Origin of the sequence: Helicobacter pylori (genome assembly GCF_001653475.1) — a bacterium.
Lineage (GTDB): Bacteria > Campylobacterota > Campylobacteria > Campylobacterales > Helicobacteraceae > Helicobacter > Helicobacter pylori_CM.
The window spans coordinates 780,209-798,006 of the sequence record NZ_CP011487.1; the positions used below are offsets into that span (position 1 = coordinate 780,209).

20 protein-coding genes are annotated in these 17,798 nt (G+C 35.5%); 13 read left to right on the forward strand and 7 right to left on the reverse strand.

All coding sequences use genetic code 11. The features are described 5' to 3' along the window. Positions 1-201 precede the first annotated feature (201 nt). The 6 genes from cagB to cagG all read left to right on the forward strand — a co-directional run bounded on the left by cagB (position 202) and on the right by cagG (position 5,823). The gene (gene cagB / locus AA974_RS03765) at positions 202-432 is read left to right on the forward strand and encodes a cag pathogenicity island protein B (protein WP_064433484.1); all 231 of its coding nucleotides are present in this window, start codon (positions 202-204) and stop codon (positions 430-432) included. Positions 433-596: 164 nt separating this feature from the next. Beyond that, complete coding sequence (locus AA974_RS03770; protein WP_064433485.1) at positions 597-944, forward strand: CagC family type IV secretion system protein; 348 nt, start codon at positions 597-599, stop codon at positions 942-944. 1 nt (position 945) lies between these two features. Continuing rightward, entirely contained in the window at positions 946-1,569 is a 624-nt protein-coding gene (gene cagD, locus AA974_RS03775) for a cag pathogenicity island type IV secretion system protein CagD (RefSeq protein ID WP_064433486.1), read from the forward strand. A gap of 8 nt (positions 1,570-1,577) precedes the next feature. Next, entirely contained in the window at positions 1,578-4,529 is a 2,952-nt protein-coding gene (cagE, locus tag AA974_RS03780) for a cag pathogenicity island type IV secretion system ATPase CagE (protein ID WP_064433487.1), read from the forward strand. A gap of 1 nt (position 4,530) precedes the next feature. Further along, positions 4,531-5,337 (forward strand): type IV secretion system chaperone CagF, encoded by an 807-nt coding sequence (gene cagF, locus AA974_RS03785; RefSeq protein WP_064433488.1) that lies wholly within the window; start codon positions 4,531-4,533, stop codon positions 5,335-5,337. Between the two features lie 54 nt (positions 5,338-5,391). Next, entirely contained in the window at positions 5,392-5,823 is a 432-nt protein-coding gene (gene cagG, locus AA974_RS03790; RefSeq protein ID WP_064433489.1) for a cag pathogenicity island type IV secretion system translocation protein CagG, read from the forward strand. Here the strand turns inward: cagG and AA974_RS08040 are convergent. Further along, positions 5,809-6,006 (reverse strand): hypothetical protein, encoded by a 198-nt coding sequence (locus AA974_RS08040; protein ID WP_230380937.1) that lies wholly within the window; start codon positions 6,004-6,006, stop codon positions 5,809-5,811. The two genes, cagG and AA974_RS08040, sit on opposite strands and share 15 nt — an antisense overlap. Between AA974_RS08040 and AA974_RS03795 the strand changes: the two genes are divergently transcribed. Genes AA974_RS03795 through cagL form a run of 3 tightly spaced genes read left to right on the forward strand, consistent with a single transcriptional unit; the run spans position 5,993 to position 8,803 of the window. Continuing rightward, the gene (locus AA974_RS03795) at positions 5,993-6,937 is read left to right on the forward strand and encodes a hypothetical protein (protein WP_064434059.1); all 945 of its coding nucleotides are present in this window, start codon (positions 5,993-5,995) and stop codon (positions 6,935-6,937) included. The genes AA974_RS08040 and AA974_RS03795 overlap by 14 nt on opposite strands. Before the next feature lie 10 nt (positions 6,938-6,947). Further along, the gene (gene cagI, locus AA974_RS03800; protein ID WP_064433490.1) at positions 6,948-8,093 is read left to right on the forward strand and encodes a cag pathogenicity island type IV secretion system translocation protein CagI; all 1,146 of its coding nucleotides are present in this window, start codon (positions 6,948-6,950) and stop codon (positions 8,091-8,093) included. Continuing rightward, positions 8,090-8,803, forward strand: a complete 714-nt coding sequence (gene cagL / locus AA974_RS03805; protein WP_064433491.1) for a cag pathogenicity island VirB5 family T4SS-associated adhesin CagL — start codon at positions 8,090-8,092, stop codon at positions 8,801-8,803. The genes cagI and cagL overlap by 4 nt, the downstream gene beginning before the upstream one ends. A gap of 69 nt (positions 8,804-8,872) precedes the next feature. Here the strand turns inward: cagL and AA974_RS03810 are convergent, their stop codons facing one another. Together AA974_RS03810 and cagM are read right to left on the reverse strand one after the other, a co-directional pair. Then, positions 8,873-9,793, reverse strand: coding sequence for a hypothetical protein (locus AA974_RS03810; protein ID WP_064433492.1), 921 nt, complete (start codon positions 9,791-9,793; stop codon positions 8,873-8,875). A 14-nt stretch (positions 9,794-9,807) separates the two neighbouring features. Beyond that, on the reverse strand, positions 9,808-10,938 hold the full coding sequence (gene cagM, locus AA974_RS03815; protein WP_064433493.1) for a type IV secretion system apparatus protein CagM: 1,131 nt from the start codon (positions 10,936-10,938) through the stop codon (positions 9,808-9,810). Between the two features lie 314 nt (positions 10,939-11,252). On the opposite strand from cagM, the gene cagP reads away from it, so the two are divergent. Continuing rightward, positions 11,253-11,597 (forward strand): cag pathogenicity island protein CagP, encoded by a 345-nt coding sequence (gene cagP, locus AA974_RS03820; protein WP_064433494.1) that lies wholly within the window; start codon positions 11,253-11,255, stop codon positions 11,595-11,597. Positions 11,598-11,861: 264 nt separating this feature from the next. Here cagP and AA974_RS07580 read toward each other — a convergent pair whose 3' ends face one another. Further along, on the reverse strand, positions 11,862-12,053 hold the full coding sequence (locus AA974_RS07580; protein WP_080471023.1) for a hypothetical protein: 192 nt from the start codon (positions 12,051-12,053) through the stop codon (positions 11,862-11,864). Positions 12,054-12,109: 56 nt separating this feature from the next. Next, positions 12,110-12,415 carry a hypothetical protein gene (locus AA974_RS03825; RefSeq protein WP_064433495.1) on the reverse strand — a complete coding sequence of 102 codons (306 nt, stop codon included), beginning with the start codon at positions 12,413-12,415 and terminating at the stop codon, positions 12,110-12,112. A gap of 464 nt (positions 12,416-12,879) precedes the next feature. On the opposite strand from AA974_RS03825, the gene cagS reads away from it, so the two are divergent. Then, positions 12,880-13,479, forward strand: a complete 600-nt coding sequence (cagS, locus tag AA974_RS03830) for a cag pathogenicity island protein CagS (RefSeq protein ID WP_064433496.1) — start codon at positions 12,880-12,882, stop codon at positions 13,477-13,479. A gap of 201 nt (positions 13,480-13,680) precedes the next feature. On the opposite strand, the gene cagT is transcribed toward cagS, so the two are convergent. Both cagT and cagU read right to left on the reverse strand, forming a co-directional pair. Continuing rightward, a complete protein-coding gene (gene cagT / locus AA974_RS03835) occupies positions 13,681-14,523 on the reverse strand; it encodes a type IV secretion system apparatus protein CagT (RefSeq protein WP_064433497.1) in 843 nt (280 codons plus the stop codon). A 15-nt stretch (positions 14,524-14,538) separates the two neighbouring features. Beyond that, a complete protein-coding gene (gene cagU / locus AA974_RS03840) occupies positions 14,539-15,186 on the reverse strand; it encodes a cag pathogenicity island translocation protein CagU (protein WP_064433498.1) in 648 nt (215 codons plus the stop codon). Between the two features lie 217 nt (positions 15,187-15,403). Between cagU and cagV the strand changes: the two genes are divergently transcribed. Together cagV and cagW are read left to right on the forward strand one after the other, a co-directional pair. Next, on the forward strand, positions 15,404-16,162 hold the full coding sequence (cagV, locus tag AA974_RS03845) for a cag pathogenicity island type IV secretion system protein CagV (protein WP_064433499.1): 759 nt from the start codon (positions 15,404-15,406) through the stop codon (positions 16,160-16,162). Positions 16,163-16,166: 4 nt separating this feature from the next. Then, entirely contained in the window at positions 16,167-17,774 is a 1,608-nt protein-coding gene (cagW, locus tag AA974_RS03850; RefSeq protein ID WP_064433500.1) for a cag pathogenicity island VirB6 family T4SS protein CagW, read from the forward strand. Positions 17,775-17,798 lie beyond the last annotated feature (24 nt).

Below are 17,798 nucleotides of genomic sequence, written 5' to 3' on the forward strand. Positions count from 1 at the left end.
TAACAAAAACTTGCTAGAATAGACAAATCTTGACAAGAAAAGAAATTAAAAAATGAGCCTTTGATGAAGAAATCAAATGCAGTGCTAAAGTCATGGTTGGAGGCAAGGTGGGTGCATGAAGCGTTTTAAAAATAGTTTGGTTTGTGTGTGTGTGTCATGCTTACCATAGTACATGTTTGTGATTAGGTGTTTGTGATCCACATGGAAAATAAATCAATAATAGGACAGATTTTCAAAGACAGCTTCAAAAAAAGTTTCTTTAGTGGTTTATGGAGTTGCTTAAAATGGAGTTTTATTCTCACTCTGATCAGCTTGGGTTTGTTTTTGCTTGTTTTTAGGTTTCAACCTGAGACAATTAAAAAATACATCAAAGATCCTAAAGATCTGCAATTCTACAACGACTTGAGGAACAAAAAAGGTTGGGACAAGTAGGTTTATTGTTTCTAATTGCGTCAATAATCAAACAAAAGTGTCGGTTTTTATTTGAATCAAAAAGGATGCACACAGACCAATTAATCTAGTGGCACTTGCGTGGAAGTGTAAAAATATTTTTTTTTGGTATAATCACACCATTATTTCAATCTGAAAGGAAACGCATGAAATTTCTTACAAGAATCACTGACAGCTACAAGAAAGTTGTAGTAACTTTAGGGCTAGCGATGACAACCAATCCTTTAATGGCGTTCAACAGTCCTGCAACAGGCGTTACTGAGACTAGATCTTTGGTTGTTCAGATCATTTCTGTTTTAGCGATCGTAGGTGGTTGTGCTCTAGGGGTCAAAGGCATAGCGGATATTTGGAAAATCTCTGATGACATCAAAAGAGGTCAAGCGACTGTTTTTGCTTATGCGCAGCCCATAGCTATGTTAGCGGTGGCAGGCGGTATTATCTATTTGAGCACTAAGTTTGGCTTCGATATTGGCACGAGTGGAGGAGCTAGCTAAATTGAACAACAATAATAGTAATAAAAAACTAAGAGACTTTTTTTTGAAAGTTCTCTTGAGTCTCGTTGTTTTCAGTTCGTATGGGTCGGCAAATGATGGTGATCAAGCAAAAAAAGAAGCTCTAGAAAAAGAAAAAAACACTCCCAATGGGCGTGTTTATACGAATTTAGATTTTGATAGTTTCAAGGCGACTATCAAAAATTTGAAAGACAAGAAAGTAACTTTCAAAGAAGTCAATCCCGATATTATCAAAGATGAAGTTTTTGATTTCGTGATTGTCAATAGAGTCCTTAAAAAAATAAAGGATTTGAAACATTACGATCCCATTATTGAAAAAATCTTTGATGAAAAGGGTAAAGAAATGGGATTGAATGTGGAATTACAGATCAATCCTGAAGTGAAAGACTTTTTTACTTTCAAAAGCATCAGCACGACCAACAAACAACGCTGCTTTTTATCATTGCGAGGAGAAACAAGAGAAATTCTATGCGATGATAAGCTGTATAATGTTTTATTGGCCGTATTCAATTCTTATGACCCTAATGATCTTTTGAAACATATTAGCACCATAGAGTCCCTCAAAAAAATCTTTTATACGATTACATGTGAAGCGGTCTATCTATAAAGAGAGGGGTGTTTGTGGCAAGCAAGCAAGCTGACGAACAAAAAAAGCTAATCATAGAGCAAGAGGTTCAAAAGCGGCAGTTTCAAAAAATAGAAGAACTTAAAGCAGACATGCAAAAAGGTGTCAATCCCTTTTTTAAAGTCTTGTTTGATGGGGGGAATAGGTTGTTTGGTTTCCCTGAAACTTTTATTTATTCTTCTATATTTATATTGTTTGTAACAATTGTATTATCTGTTATTCTTTTTCAAGCCTATGAACCTGTTTTGATTGTAGCGATTGTTATTGTGCTTGTAGCTCTTGGATTCAAGAAAGATTATAGGCTTTATCAAAGAATGGAGCGAGCGATGAAATTCAAAAAACCTTTTTTGTTTAAGGGCGTGAAAAACAAAGCATTCATGAGCATTTTTTCCATGAAGCCTAGTAAAGAAATGGCTAATGACATCCACTTAAACCCAAATAGAGAAGACAGACTTGTGAGTGCTGCAAACTCCTATCTAGCGAATAACTATGAATGTTTTTTAGATGATGGAGTGATCCTTACTAACAACTATTCTCTTTTAGGCACAATCAAATTGGGGGGCATTGACTTTTTAACCACTTCCAAAAAAGATCTCATAGAGTTACACGCTTCTATTTATAGCGTTTTTAGGAATTTTGTTACCCCTGAATTCAAATTTTATTTTCACACTGTTAAAAAGAAAATCGTTATTGATGAAACCAATAGGGATTATAGTCTTGTTTTTTCTAATGATTTTATGCGAGCCTATAATGAGAAACAAAAGAGAGAAAGTTTTTATGATATTAGTTTTTTTCTGACCATAGAGCAAGATTTATTAGACACTCTCAATGAACCCGTTATGAATAAAAAGCATTTTGCAGACAATAATTTTGAAGAGTTTCAAAGGATTATTAGAGCCAAGCTTGAAAACTTCAAGGATAGGATAGAGCTCATAGAAGAGCTATTGAGTAAATACCACCCCACTAGATTAAAAGAATACACCAAAGATGGGGTTGTTTACTCCAAACAATGCGAGTTTTACAATTTTCTTGTGGGAATGAATGAAGCTCCTTTTATTTGCAACAGAAAAGACTTGTATCTCAAGGAAAAAATGCATGGCGGGGTGAAAGAAGTTTATTTTGCCAATAAGCATGGAAAAATCTTAAATGATGATTTGAGTGAAAAATATTTTAGCGCTATTGAGATTAGTGAATACGCCCCTAAATCACAGAGCGATTTGTTTGATAAGATCAACGCTCTAGACAGCGAATTCATCTTTATGCATGCTTATTCGCCTAAAAACTCACAGGTTTTAAAGGACAAACTGGCTTTCACCTCTAGAAGAATTATTATTAGTGGAGGCTCTAAAGAGCAAGGCATGACTTTAGGTTGTTTGAGCGAATTAGTGGGTAATGGTGATATTACGCTAGGCAGTTATGGTAATTCTTTAGTGCTGTTTGCTGATAGCTTGGAAAAAATGAAACAAAGCGTTAAGGAATGCGTCTCTAGTCTTAACGCTAAAGGTTTTTTGGCCAACGCAGCGACTTTCTCTATGGAAAATTACTTTTTTGCCAAACATTGCTCTTTTATTACGCTTCCTTTTATTTTTGATGTAACTTCTAATAATTTTGCTGATTTCATCGCTATGAGGGCTATGAGTTTTGATGGCAATCAAGAGAATAACGCTTGGGGTAATAGCGTCATGACGCTAAAAAGCGAGATCAATTCGCCTTTTTATCTGAACTTCCACATGCCTACTGATTTTGGTTCAGCTTCAGCAGGACACACTTTGATACTGGGATCAACCGGTTCAGGTAAGACGGTGTTTATGTCAATGACTCTAAACGCTATGGGACAATTCGCTCACCATTTTCCTGCTAATGTCAGCAAAGACAAGCAAAAGCTCACTATGGTCTATATGGATAAAGATTATGGCGCTTATGGGAATATTGTCGCAATGGGTGGGGAGTATGTCAAGATTGAGCTAGGGACAGATACAGGATTAAATCCTTTTGCTTGGGCGGCTTGTGTGCAAAAAACCAATGCAACAATGGAGCAAAAACAAACAGCTATTTCTGTTGTCAAAGAGCTTGTGAAAAACTTAGCAACCAAAAGCGATGAAAAAGACGAAAATGGCAACAGCACCACTTTTAGCCTAGCAGATTCTAATACGCTTGCAGCGGCAGTAACCAACCTTATCACAGGAGATATGAACCTAGATTATCCCATCACTCAACTGATTAATGCTTTCGGAAAAGACCACAATGATCCTAATGGGCTTGTCGCGCGATTAGCGCCTTTTTGCAAATCAACCAATGGTGAATTTCAATGGCTTTTTGACAATAAAGCAACCGATCGCTTAGATTTTTCAAAAACGATTATTGGCGTTGATGGGTCAAGTTTCTTAGACAATAATGATGTTTCGCCCTTTATTTGTTTTTACCTTTTCGCTCGTATCCAAGAGGCAATGGATGGGCGTAGATTTGTCTTAGATATTGATGAAGCTTGGAAATATTTAGGCGATCCAAAGGTCGCTTATTTTGTAAGAGACATGCTAAAAACTGCAAGGAAAAGAAACGCTATTGTCAGACTTGCGACTCAAAGCATCACTGATCTTTTGGCTTGCCCTATTGCTGATACTATTAGAGAACAATGCCCTACAAAGATTTTTTTGAGAAACGATGGGGGCAATCTTTCTGATTACCAAAGACTAGCTAATGTTACAGAAAAAGAATTTGAAATCATCACTAAGGGGCTAGATAGGAAAATTCTCTACAAACAAGATGGAAGCCCTAGCGTTATCGCCAGTTTTAATTTGAGAGGCATTCCTAAAGAATATTTGAAAATTTTATCCACAGACACTGTATTTGTCAAAGAAATTGACAAGATTGTCCAAAACCATAGTATTATAGATAAATATCAGGCCCTAAGGCAGATGTATCAACAAATAAAGGAGTATTAAAATGAAACAAAGTTTGCGTGAAGAAAAATTATTGAAAATTTTAGAAAATGATGTCTTGACGATTTTGGATAGTTTTTCTAATTATCTTTTTGAGCTGAGAGAAGAATTGGACTTCATAGAAGAAGAAATGGAAGGCGAAATCACTGAACAAAACCTTACCACTCTTTATGATTTTTCTAATTTCTTAGAAGACCATGTCAATGTGTTTTATGAGAATGTTTTAAATATAGATGATGTCAAAACAGAACACCTTTATTCAGGTCTCATAGATAGTCTTAATGCTAATCTCCACTTTGTCAAGTCATTTCTCAGTAATCAGGATTTAGACTTCCGCTTTTTTAAAGAAATAAACGATGGGCAAGATCCCCAAAAAACATTATCAAGATTAATCCCTCTTCAAAGCGGGAAAAATGACGCAAGCTCGTTTAAAGCAAATAATTCTTTTGTCTCATTAGTTTATGTTTATGTTTATTTCATGCTAGAAACTATCATGCAGTCGTATAGGATTCTCAGATTACTAGAAAAACCTATCAATCACAACATAAGCGAGGATATGCAGAGCGATATAGAGAATTTTTTTGTTCAAGCGAATTTTTTAGAATACTATGTTCAGAACAAAATATACCCAACCAATCATGCCTATGACTTCACGCATTTGATCATGGACTCCATTGTTCCTAATTGGATTCAAATTGATATGAGCGTTGAAGCTAAAAAGAAAGAGCTTTTTGAAAAATATTTTCAAAACATTGATGCAGTAACAAACAAAATGCTCGATCAAAAAAATCAAAACAAAAACAGCGATTGAGTGGTGTTAATGCGCTAGAATAGTGCCAAAAATAAGAATAAAGGAGTCAAAAGTATGAAAACGAATTTTTATAAAATTAAATTACTCTTTGCTTGGTGTCTTATCATTGGCATGTTTAACGCTTTGCTTAACGCTGACCAAAACACTGGTATAAAAGATATTAGTCCTGAAGATATGGCGCTAAATAGCGTGGGGCTTGTTTCTAGAGATCAACTAAAAATAGAGATCCCTGAAGAAACCTTAGAGCAAAAAGTGGCCATACTCAATGACTATAATGATAAGAATGTTAATATCAAGTTTGACGACATAAGTTTAGGGAGTTTTCAACCTAATGATAATCTAGGTATCAATGCGATGTGGGGCATTCAAAATCTTCTCATGAGCCAAATGATGGGCAATTACGGACCAAACAATCCTTTCATGTATGGTTATGCACCAACATACTCAGATTCATCGTTTTTACCACCAAGCTTAGGAGGGTATTAACATGGCAGGCACACAAGCTATATATGAATCATCTTCTGCAGGCTTCTTATCGGAAGTCTCCTCAGTCATTTCAAGCACAAGTGGTGTTGCAGGGCCATTTGCAGGAATAGTAGCGGGTGCTATGACAGCAGCGATTATTCCTATTGTTGTGGGATTTACTAATCCGCAAATGACCGCTATCATGACCCAATACAATCAAAGCATCGCTGAAGCCGTAAGCATGCCTATGAAAGCCGCTAACCAACAATACAACCAATTGTATCAAGGTTTTAGCGATCAAAGCATGGCTGTGGGGAACAATATCTTAAATATCAGCAAATTAACAGGGGAATTTAACGCGCAAGGCAACACGCAAGCTGCACAAATTAGTGCTGTTAATAGTCAGATTGCAAGCATTTTAGCGAGTAACACTACCCCTAAAAATCCCAGTGCTATTGAAGCTTATGCGACGAATCAAATCGCTGTTCCTAGTGTGCCAACAACGGTTGAAATGATGAGCGGTATCTTAGGCAATATTACAAGTGCAGCTCCAAAATACGCCCTAGCTCTACAAGAGCAACTGCGTTCTCAAGCAAGCAACAGCTCAATGAATGATACAGCCGATTCCCTTGATAGTTGCACCGCTTTAGGTGCGCTTGCTAGCTCATCAAAAGTGTTTTTTAGTTGCATGCAAATTTCTATGACTCCTATGAGTGTCTCTATGCCCACTGTTTATGCCAAATACCAAGCGTTAGCCACTAATGCCCTAACTTCAGGCGTTAATCCTATGACCACTCCGGCATGCCCTATTGGAGACAAAGTTCTTGTCGTTTATTGCTATGCTGAAAAAGTAGCAGAAATTTTGAGAGAATACTATATAGAATTTGTGAAAAACAATACCAATTTGTTACAGAACGCTTCTCAAATGATACTTGGTCAATCAGGATTAGCTACTAGCACCTATGACACTCAAGCGATTTCTAACATAAGCTCGCTATATAATTACAATATAGTAGCGAATAAATCTTTTTTGAAATCGCATTTGACTTATCTTGATTACATCAAAGACAAACTTAAGGGGCAAAAAGATAGCTACTTAACAGAAAGGGTGCAAACTAAAATAATCGTGAAGTGAGGAAAGAGATGTGAAATGTTTTTTAAGCATATTTTCTTTCTTAACTTTTTGTGGTTTGTCTCTGAATGGTGCAGGGGCAGTAATAACGCTTGAACCTGCCTTAAAAGCCATTCAGGCAGATGCACAAGCCAAACAAAAAACCGCTCAAGCCGAATTAAAAGCCATAGAGGCTCAATCTAGTGCCAAAGAAAAAGCCATTCAAGCGCAAATAGAGGGACAATTGAGAACTCAGCTTGCAACTATGAGCGCTATGTTAAAAGGGGCTAATGGCGTTATTAATGGTGTCAATAGCATGACAGGGGGGTTTTTTGCAGGTTCAGACATTTTGCTTGGCGTCATGGAAGGGTATTCAAGCGCGCTTAGTGCATTGGGGGGGAATGTCAAAATAATCGTGGAAAAACAAAAAATTAATACCCAAACAGAAATCCAAAACATGCAAATCGCTCTCCAAAAAAATAACGAAATGATCAAGCTCAAAATGAACCAACAAAACGCTCTCTTAGAAGCGTTAAAAAACAGCTTTGAACCGAGCGTTACCCTAAAAACGCAAATGGAAATGCTTTCTCAAGCTCTAGGGAGTTCTTCTGACAACGCTGAATACATCGCTTACAATACGACTGGTATCAAGGCGTTTGAAGAAACCTTAGAAGGTTTTGAAACATGGTTGGAAGCGGCTATGCAAAAAGCGACCCTTATTGACTACAATTCCCTAACAGGTCAGACTTTGTTTCAAAGCACCATCTACGCGCCTGCTCTTAGTTTTTTTTCAAGCATGGGCACACCATTTGGAATCATTGAAACATTCACTCTAGCACCCACAAAATGCCCCTATCTTGATGGGCTGAAAATTTCAGCATGCCTTATGGAACAGGTTATTCAGAATTACAGAAAGATTGTAGCCCTTATTCAAAATAAACTGAATGATGCAGATTTTCAAAATATCGCTTATTTGAATGGGATCAATGAAGAAATCAAAACCTTAAAAGGATCAGTAGATTTGAATGCGCTCATAGAAGCTGCTATCTTAAATGCAGAAAATCATTTAAACTATATAGAGAATCTTGAAAAAAAAGCCGATCTTTGGGAAGAACAACTGAAATTAGAAAGAGAAACGACAGCAAGAAACATTGCTAACTCTAAAGTTATTGTCAAATGAAAACACTCGTAAAAAATACCATATCTTCTTTTTTGCTATTGTCTGTTTTGATGGCAGAAGATATAACAAGCGGCTTACAGCAACTTGATAGCACCTACAAAGAGACCAACCAACAAACGCTCAAAAACTTAGATGAGATTTTTTCAACCACTAGCCCTAGCGCTAATGATGAAATGGGTAAAGAAGACGCTCTAAACATCAAAAAAGCGGCTATTGCTTTGAGAGGAGATTTAGCGTTGTTGAAAGCCAATTTTGAAGCGAATGAGTTATTCTTCATCTCAGAAGATGTGATTTTCAAGACTTATATGTCTAGCCCTGAACTTTTATTAATCTATATGAAAATCAATCCCTTAGACCAAAAGACTGCTGAGCAGCAATGCGGAATATCCGATAAAGTTTTAGTTCTTTATTGTGGGGGGAAGCTGAAAATCGAGCAAGAAAAACAAAATATAAGAGAGCGTTTAGAAACTTCTCTAAAGGCGTATCAGAGCAACATTGGAGGTACAGCTTCCTTAATCACTGCTTCACAGACGCTTGTAGAAAGCCTAAAGAATAAAAATTTCATCAAAGGAATCAGAAAGCTTATGTTAGCTCACAACAAGGTCTTTTTAAATTATTTAGAGAAGTTGGACGCATTAGAAAGATCCCTAGAACAAAGCAAGTGGCAATACCTGCAAGAAAGGCAATCAAGTAAGATTATTGTTAAATGATTTTTCTGAGACGATAAGCTATGATTTCTAAGGGATTTTTTCCTCTAGTTGTTTTTTGAGCTAATAATTTTATTTTTTTCCATGAGCGATGCTTTGTTCTATTTGATCAATGACGCTATTGGGCAGTTCAGATTTAGAGCGATTGTTTGAGAATGTTGTATCTTTTGCTTCATTTTCTTTTGTATCAGTAGCTCCAAACTCACTTGCATTTGTAGTATCTTGGTAGTTATTTTCTTGCTCCATTTCTTTTTTTCTCTTCTCACAAATAGCGCACGAAGCTATAAGAAAGGTTCTGTTGTTGCTGTTATTAAAAGCGAATTTTAAACCACTCAAGCGTTGTCTGGAAAACTTGTTATTTTCTGTCTCTATTTCTTGAATTTTTTCTAATAAGGGGGTAAGAATTTTTGGATCCTTGATGCCTTTAATCAAACACTTTCTTAACCCATCGTAATCATTGCTTGAAATGATACACCCATTGATAATGATTTCAATTTCAGGTGTTCTCCACCCATCAGGCACAAGCGGAGTAGCAGGTTTCACAAAAGATTCATTCACCTTATTGATCATCTCATCAAAGTTATCATCTTTATTAGATTTGGTTTCAGTGGAAGAATTGCTGCTAGGGTTGTCACTCAAAGGGTTAGCGTTAATTTCGTTTAATTCTTGTAATCCTTTGTGCTTAGCCACTTTTTTTTGAATAGAAGAGTTGTTCTTTTTTTCAAACGCTTCAATATTCTTTTGAATTTGCTCTGCTCTCGCCCTATCATTTCGTATTTTTTCTATCAAAGCGTTAGTGGCGAGTTTTTTTTCCTCTTCTTTAACTTCTTTGTCGTCATGTCTTTGATAGAGTGTTTTGATTTTTTTAAAGCCTAAAGCCACTAATTCTTTGTATTCACGCGGTAATAATGCTGTATTGATAGCGTTTAAGCCCCCATAAACCACTAAAGAATAAAGAGCGACAGAACCTAGTTTTTTGAAGATACTTTTCAAGAGCGTCTCCTTTCCTATTCAAAGGGATTATTCTTGGCAACATTGTTTCGGTATGCAGAAAGCACTGTTTTGAAGAAATTAAATATCTTGTAGTGTTCTTTTTGTATGGTTGTTTTGTCGCTCATCATAGGATCGCTATCTACGAAAATATTGTATTCATTAGTCTTTTTTAATATAGATTTTTTGGATTGGGTATCAAAATTGAAGCTGTCTAAAACCAACAAACACAATTTTTGTTTTTGAGCGAAACTCAACTTTTGATTGGTAAAGTTTTTAGTCAGAGTATTCAATTCCACATCATCTTTGACATTTTTCAACAAGTTAGAAAAAGCCTCATAGCCCCTTAAGTATTTCTCATTGATCTTATCAATCGCCATGCTAAACGCCAAGCGTTCCGAGTTAAAAATAAGCGTGTTAGTAGCTTTTTGAGCAATATCTTTTGCTCTGGAGTCAAACTTGTTTCTTTCAAGCTGTAAGTAATAATCTATATTATCCAATTCTTTTCGGCTCAATAAATTAGAAATGTTATTGGAATATTCTTCAATCGCTTGCTTGTAAGATAAAGCTAATCGGCTCGCTTTTTTGTTTTGTTCTTCATCTAAAGAAAACACACCCATTTGAAGCAAAGCCTGAGCCTTATCTTTAGTGGTAGCGGTAGTTTTTTTAAAAATACTGCTCGTTTTCACTTGGGGGTAGTAATAACTCAAACGCTCCTTATCTTCTTGCGTGAATGTTTCTTGGTTTAAAACATAGGCATAAGGGTTAGGAAGAAGTTTCTTATAGAGAGGGTTATCTTTTAAGGCTTGTTCTAGATCACCATAAGCCTTTGACTTAGCAGTAAGGATTTTACCTCTTGTCTCTTTCTCTAGAGCCTCTTTTTCTTTTTTGTATTTGTTTTCTAAGTCTGAAAGAACTTTAGCTCTATGATCCATAAGCTCTTTGATTTTTTGTTTTCTAAAAACCAAGTCTTCTAAGAAATCATGCGTATTGTTTAAGAGCTTCTTTTTAGCCTTAAGAGCGTCTTCTTTTGCAGCCACTTCTTCTTGTTCTTTTTTTATCTCATTGAAAAATGAACCAAACTGCTCCACATTAGCCGACAAAACTCCAAACGCAACCAATGAGCTAAAAACGATTTTTGCAAGCATCTTATAGTTTTTGTAACCTTAAAATTTCAAAAAAATACCAACACATTTTACCACAATTTTTGCAAAACTATGGATCAAAATTTTTCCATATCCAAAAGGTAAGTAAAATAGGTCTTATAGTGTTATGTTTTTCTTGCTTGTATGCGGCTTGTTGGTATTTTTTAAGTTTATCTTAAGATTATTTTTATACAATGGATTTGCGTTTTTTAGATGGAAAACTCCTTTGTTCTTTAACAGATGTTTTCTGTTCTTTGTTCGGCATAAACAAACAAATCGTTGGTTCGCCACCTTGAACTATTTCTTTAAAAACCAAAATGAAACAACCGATTAGCAAATTAAAACAAAACTTCTTACAATTCAAACATTCTTTCAACAAACATTTAGATAAATACAGCCTTTATTATAGGCTGTTCAATATCAGCTCTATCGTTATAGGTTTTTTAATAGCGCTTTTTTCTTATGGGGCAGGGGTGATTTTAGTTTATCCAATATTATTCTTATTTGCTCTCATAATAAAACCTAGCTTTTTTTATTACACCACTTATCTTTTGCTACTCGTTTCTCTCAGCGTAATAAGCAAATACTATCTCTTAAGCCACGCAAATTTCACAATGAAGCTGATCATGCTTATGGCTCAATGGCAAAATTGGTTCTTGTAAGTATCTCAAGCTCTAATGATAACTTTATCCCACCAGCGAAAAACTCCGTCCTTTAATACACCATATGTAAGCGCCTAGCCCATTAGTCTATTTTAGTATCGTTCTATCTAATCCATTTAATTTTTAGCGCATTCTGCTAAACATTGGAGTGTCCCCACAACTCCTAACAATAGACCAATTTAAACTAAAAAGGGTTAAGGTTGTTTAAGTAAAATTAAAGTCATAAAAAGAGTATGCGTTTTTAGCGTGTTTTTAGGTGGAAAATCATTGGTTTTTCAAGATTTTTGCAGTGAAAAGACAGATTTTAGTGGGTATTGCGGTGGTTTGGTTATTGGTATTGCAATTGTTTTTATCTGATGGATACAAGTGTTTCTCTTTCAATTCTTTGTCTTGTTGCTCTAAAGTCTCTTTTGAAGCGAGTAGAAAATTAAGGGCGGTAAAAACCTTGTCAATCAAACAAATCTCTCCGTGAAAGATGAAAAAAATTTCATATTCAGATGGTTAATGCACCACTAAAGTTTTACTTGGGGGACACTCATTTGATTAGCGGTTTTGTCTGATTTGCTACTGCTAAAACCATTGCCAATCAAAGCAGATCCCATGTTTTTCATACTACCGAATCCATTCTGTAGCACTTCCGTCATAAAATTCTTGATATTACCCATGGGTAAGTTGAATTTCTTCTCTAATATTTCATTAAGTCCCATCATTAACATTAGAAAGAACAAAAAATTTAATATCATAGAAAACAAATCGCTAGATAAACCTGTAAAAAGATTTGTCCCACCACCCAACAAAGAAGCTAAAATTTTTCCCATAACCAATCCTTTTATTTTTGGTTGCTAATCCATTGGTAAAATTATTCACGAAATCAAGCACTAAATAACCACCAACCACAAACAAATCAAATATTTTTGCCACCAAACATTCATATTCTTTTTGTTTTTATCTCCTATTATAGCAAATTTTTCTTAGTATTAATTGGAAAACCACCACCATACCAAAAACAAAATTGCCAACACACTGAATGCAGAATTATTTTTAAAGAACGCTCCTTTAAATTTGAAATCATGGAGTTTGAGATTAAGATTGCTGTAGGTTTTGAAAAACAGATATAAGAGTGATTGAAACAATATTTTATGATTAAAAATAGTTTCTTACTCTTTGAATTATGACCGCTCTGAAATTTTCACACCACAGATATTGTATAATTTTAATACAAACCTTTACGATCTGAATAATCTAAAGAGAAACAAAATCCATTGAAGGGATCAAGAGCGATATGAGTAATAACATGCGAAAACTCTTCTCAATGATTGCTGACTCAAAAGATAAGAAAGAAAAACTTATTGAGAGTTTGCAGGAGAACGAACTTTTAAACACTGATGAAAAAAAGAAAATCATAGATCAAATAAAAACTATGCATGATTTTTTCAAACAGATGCATACAAACAAGGGAGCGTTAGATAAGGTTCTAAGAAATTACATGAAAGATTATCGCGCTGTTATCAAAAGCATTGGTGTTGATAAGTTTAAAAAGGTTTATCGATTGCTTGAGAGTGAGACTATGGAGCTGTTGCATGCGATTGCAGAGAATCCTAATTTCTTATTCTCTAAATTTGATCGATCAATTCTTGGAATATTTCTGCCTTTCTTCAGTAAGCCCATCATGTTTAAGATGAGTATTAGAGAAATGGACTCGCAAATAGAATTGTATAACACTAAGCTCCCGCTATTGAAATTGTTTGTGATGACAGATGAAGAAGTGAATTTCTATGCTAATCTAAAAACCATTGAACAATATAACGACTATGTTAGGGATTTGCTGATGAAATTTGATCTTGAAAAATACATGAAAGAAAAAGGAGTGCCAAATGCTTGATGTGGAAAACGAACAAAAAATCTCGGTGCAACTAACAAAATTCAGTTTGAAAAATATTTGTCTTGGGCAGAGACAGGATTAAAAAATGATAGGTGCTTTAAAAAGATTACCCACTTGATCGCTTTATTGATCAAGTAAGGCTAGCGCCTGTTGGCGTTGCTCTCTACCCTTAGAAAAATCCACTCTCTCCCTTTCTTCCAATCACTTACCACTGAGCAAACTTCTGATTTGATTGCGTAAGTATTCATTCTCTCTTTCTTCTTGTAGTTTCTCCCTAGATTCTTCCTCTTTGGCTTGCATGTTCAAGTTGCCATTCTTAAAAATCTCAGAACTGATCACATTCTGCCTCATTTGATAACCCGCACGATTACTCAATGTTTCTAAAATTTCTCGTTGGTTATTTTTCCTAGTGGTGTATTCTTGTTCCTTGTCTTGTAAGAGAGTTTTGTAATACTGATTGATTTTTTCCAGCTGAGCTTTTTCTCTTGCCACTTCATTGATCACTTGCTTGTTGTTTGCCCCACTCACATCATAGCCGTGCAAGTTTTTTGTGTGAGCTCCTAGCATTGGCTGACTTCCTTGCACCACATCAAAGGTCTGTGGTTTTTCTTTGCTGTTGGGATTATCATTGTAGTTACTCGCTATCATCACCACACCCTTTTGATTCAAAGTAGGCTGCAAGTAAAAATCAATATCGGATCTTGCTCCATTAGCTTGGAAGTAATTCTTGTATTGAAGTATCTTATTGGCATCGCCTATGAGCGTAATCTTTTTAGAATGATGAACGAGTTTGAAAGTCAGTACAACTTGTTTATTATCCAACAAATAGTCCTTGTAATTTGGCAACTTCACTTGCACCATGAATGGTGTGTCTTTGAGTTTGTCATTTAAGGGTATCTCACTATACTTCTCTATCAGTTCATTATACACAGGCGTATAAACATGGTTCTTTTGTTTCACCACTTTTTTCGCATAATTACTGCATGCGCTTAAAATTAAGCACAGAATTGCCACACCGATTAAAACACTTGCTCTCAGTTTCATTGTTGTTTCTCCTTATTATTCTTGTTTCTTTGAAGTGAAAAGACCATTGATAAAATTTTTTACACCAATAACCTTAATCACTTTATAAATCAAATAGCCCATACCTATGAAGCAAATGTTTTTCAAAACAAAGAGCACCTTGTCGTTAGCGCTACCAATTCCTAATATATATAGTTCATAAATAGATCTAATTGTTTCTAATCCAAAAAACAAAACCGCACCCACACCAAAGGCGTAGTAAAAATACTGAAGTTTTAGTTTTGTTTTTAGACTTTCCACTAGATCCATGTTTTTACTAGTCCTTAAAAATACAAAATAGATTGCAAACAAAACAAATATCCCACCCATACATAATCCTAACAGATGCTCTAATCCCCCTATATATCCTAAGAATGAATGAGCGTATGCTTCCATTATTCTCTGTTTGGCTTGTCCTATCTGCATCAGAAGTTCATACCTTTTTTCTTGCGGTAGCTTTTCTATTTCTATCAGGATATTTTTCAACTCTCCTTGATTCTTTAGAGCTTCGTGGAATCTTTGCTCCCCTAAACTCCCTTTGGGATATAACGAGTCTAGCAAATTTAAAAGATCATTGCCCTGTGAGTTGCTAGGTGGTGGGGTGTTTAGCGAATTGGATCCATGACGCTCTGTTGTATCGTTCATGAAACTCCTTTCAAGAATTAAATTGAGAAATTGTTTTGTTATTATACCATTCTCTCTCTAGAGTTGTGATTGTCTTATCTCTTTGAATGAGGCGCTTCTAGAATTTCATTCTTTACAGAAATTCTGCTATAATGAGATTATTTTAAGGAGTTCTTAATGAAAAAATTTCTCAAGTTTTACAACCAACAAACCAATAACTAAACAATAAAGCTGTCGCATGTTAGGGAAAAAAAACGAGGAAGTCTTGATTGATGAAAATTTGGTTGGGGGTGTGATAGCCCTTGATAGATTGGCAAAACTCAATAAGGCCAATAGGACTTTCAAAAGGGCTTTTTATCTCTCTATGGCACTCAATGTCGCCGCTGTAACGAGTATTGTGATGATGATGCCTTTGAAGAAAACAGATATATTTGTTTATGGCATTGATCGATACACAGGAGAATTTAAAATCGTCAAACGCTCCGATGCTAGGCAAATTGTCAATTCTGAAGCCGTTGTGGATAGCGCAACCTCAAAATTTGTCTCATTGCTGTTTGGTTATAGCAAAAATTCTTTGAGGGATCGCAAGGATCAACTAATGCAGTATTGCGATGTGAGTTTCCAAACCCAAGCAATGAGGATGTTCAATGAAAATATCAGACAATTCGTAGATAAAGTCCGAGCAGAAGCTATCATTAGCTCTAACATACAAAGAGAAAAAGTCAAAAATAGCCCCTTAACACGATTAACATTTTTCATTACCATCAAAATCACACCTGATACAATGGAAAATTATGAATATATTACTAAAAAACAAGTAACTATTTATTATGATTTTGCTAGAGGCAACTCTTCTCAAGAAAATCTTATCATCAATCCTTTTGGCTTCAAAGTGTTTGACATTCAAATCACAGATTTACAAAACGAACAGACGGTAAGCGAAATTTTGAGAAAGATTAAAGAAGTGGAATCAAAAAATAAGGAATTGAAGAATTAAGAGCATGTTTAATATTAAAAGGACTTTTTTAATAACGATCATAAGTTTTTTTCTCATTGTTCCTAATTGGTTGAAAGCTATTGATTTGCCCATTGTTTCAAATCTCAAAATTTACCAAACAGTTTATTGCATGCTGATACCGAGTTATGTTTTAACCAACAAAAGTTTTGCAGATATTCTGACAGGCTATACATCTATTGGCGCATCAGGGAGTGGAAAGAGTTCAGGGCAGGGTGTGATCGAAGCGCTTAGCACGCCATTAGCCACAAGTTTAGCCGCTAGCAATCTGGTGAAATATCTGAATACTTTAGGTCCTTTATGGGGATCGGCGTGGGCAGGTGTTGCTACAGCTATACAAGGTTTTGCTCTAACGCCATCAAGCGGCTGTAATTTCGGTTGGAACGCATTGATAAATAAAAACATAGATGTATCCATGGATAGCGTGCTAGACAATTTGAGCAACAAGATTCAGAATTTTACCAAAGGCGGTGTTGAGGACAATGTGAAAGGCAATGTTCTTTTACAAATAATCAGCTCAATAACCGCTCAAGCTTCTACGAATATTACAGCTGATGGTTTAATTTGGCTGATTGGCAAAGAATTCACTGCAAATAAATTGCAAAACAACACTACAGCCATGCTTGCTTTTGCCGCACTAGAATCTGTTGTCAAAGGAGCGGACGCTGCTGTTCTTCCTGCATATGGTGTCGTCAATCTGCCTGATATTATCATAGGGCAAGGGTCATATCTTGATTTTGTTTCTTACCTAATTTATATTGTTTTTGGGATTTTTGTTTTTATTTCTTTTATGAAATTGAGGGATATTTCAAATGGCGTTCAGATCAACATAGGTTTTGAATACATGCGATTTATTGGGGGAACATTATTCAAAATGGCGATGGTCTCTTTTATCGCCTATGCAGGTTTTGGTTATCTTTATAAAATCTCTTATTCCATTTATTTTGGTTTAGCAGGTGCTTTTGGGCTGAATCAAGTTCTTTTTTGGGCTTTAGATTTAGTGCTGAATTACACTGTTAATTCCATTTTACCTGCAGTAAGAGCTGTTTTTTCTAATGTTGGCAACAACGCTCCTAGTTTGTTACAAGGTCTACAAGTGGCAGGTATTTCTTTATTCGCTATTTTTATGCAAGTAACTATCATTATGAGAATAAGCACTGTTGTTGTGAAACCTTTGATAGCGGGGGCTTTTAGCGGTATTGTGTTCCCTATTGCGGTATGTTTGATCGTGCTAGATTGGTTCAAAGATTCTATGAAAAACATATTGATATGGTTTATTAATAATTTGTTTATCTTGGTTCTAGCTATTCCTATTTTGCTCTTTGGTGTTTTGGCGTTATTGGCATTCAATTTGACCATAACGCCCTCTGTTGCTATACAAAACATCAATCAAGGGGGACTAGGTATCGATTCAACTATTGCGAGTCTCATCACTCTATTTATTTTAAAAGGTTTCATAGAGACGATTATTGAGAGTGTCAATGCGATCGTTAATACCATTTTCAGCTCCGTCTCTATGGATGGTAGCAGAATGGATAGAGAAAAAGATGCCTTAATGGTGGGAAGAGTTGGTGGATCTATGTTTAAAGGATAAGCCACTTTATTCTTGTGTTACAAT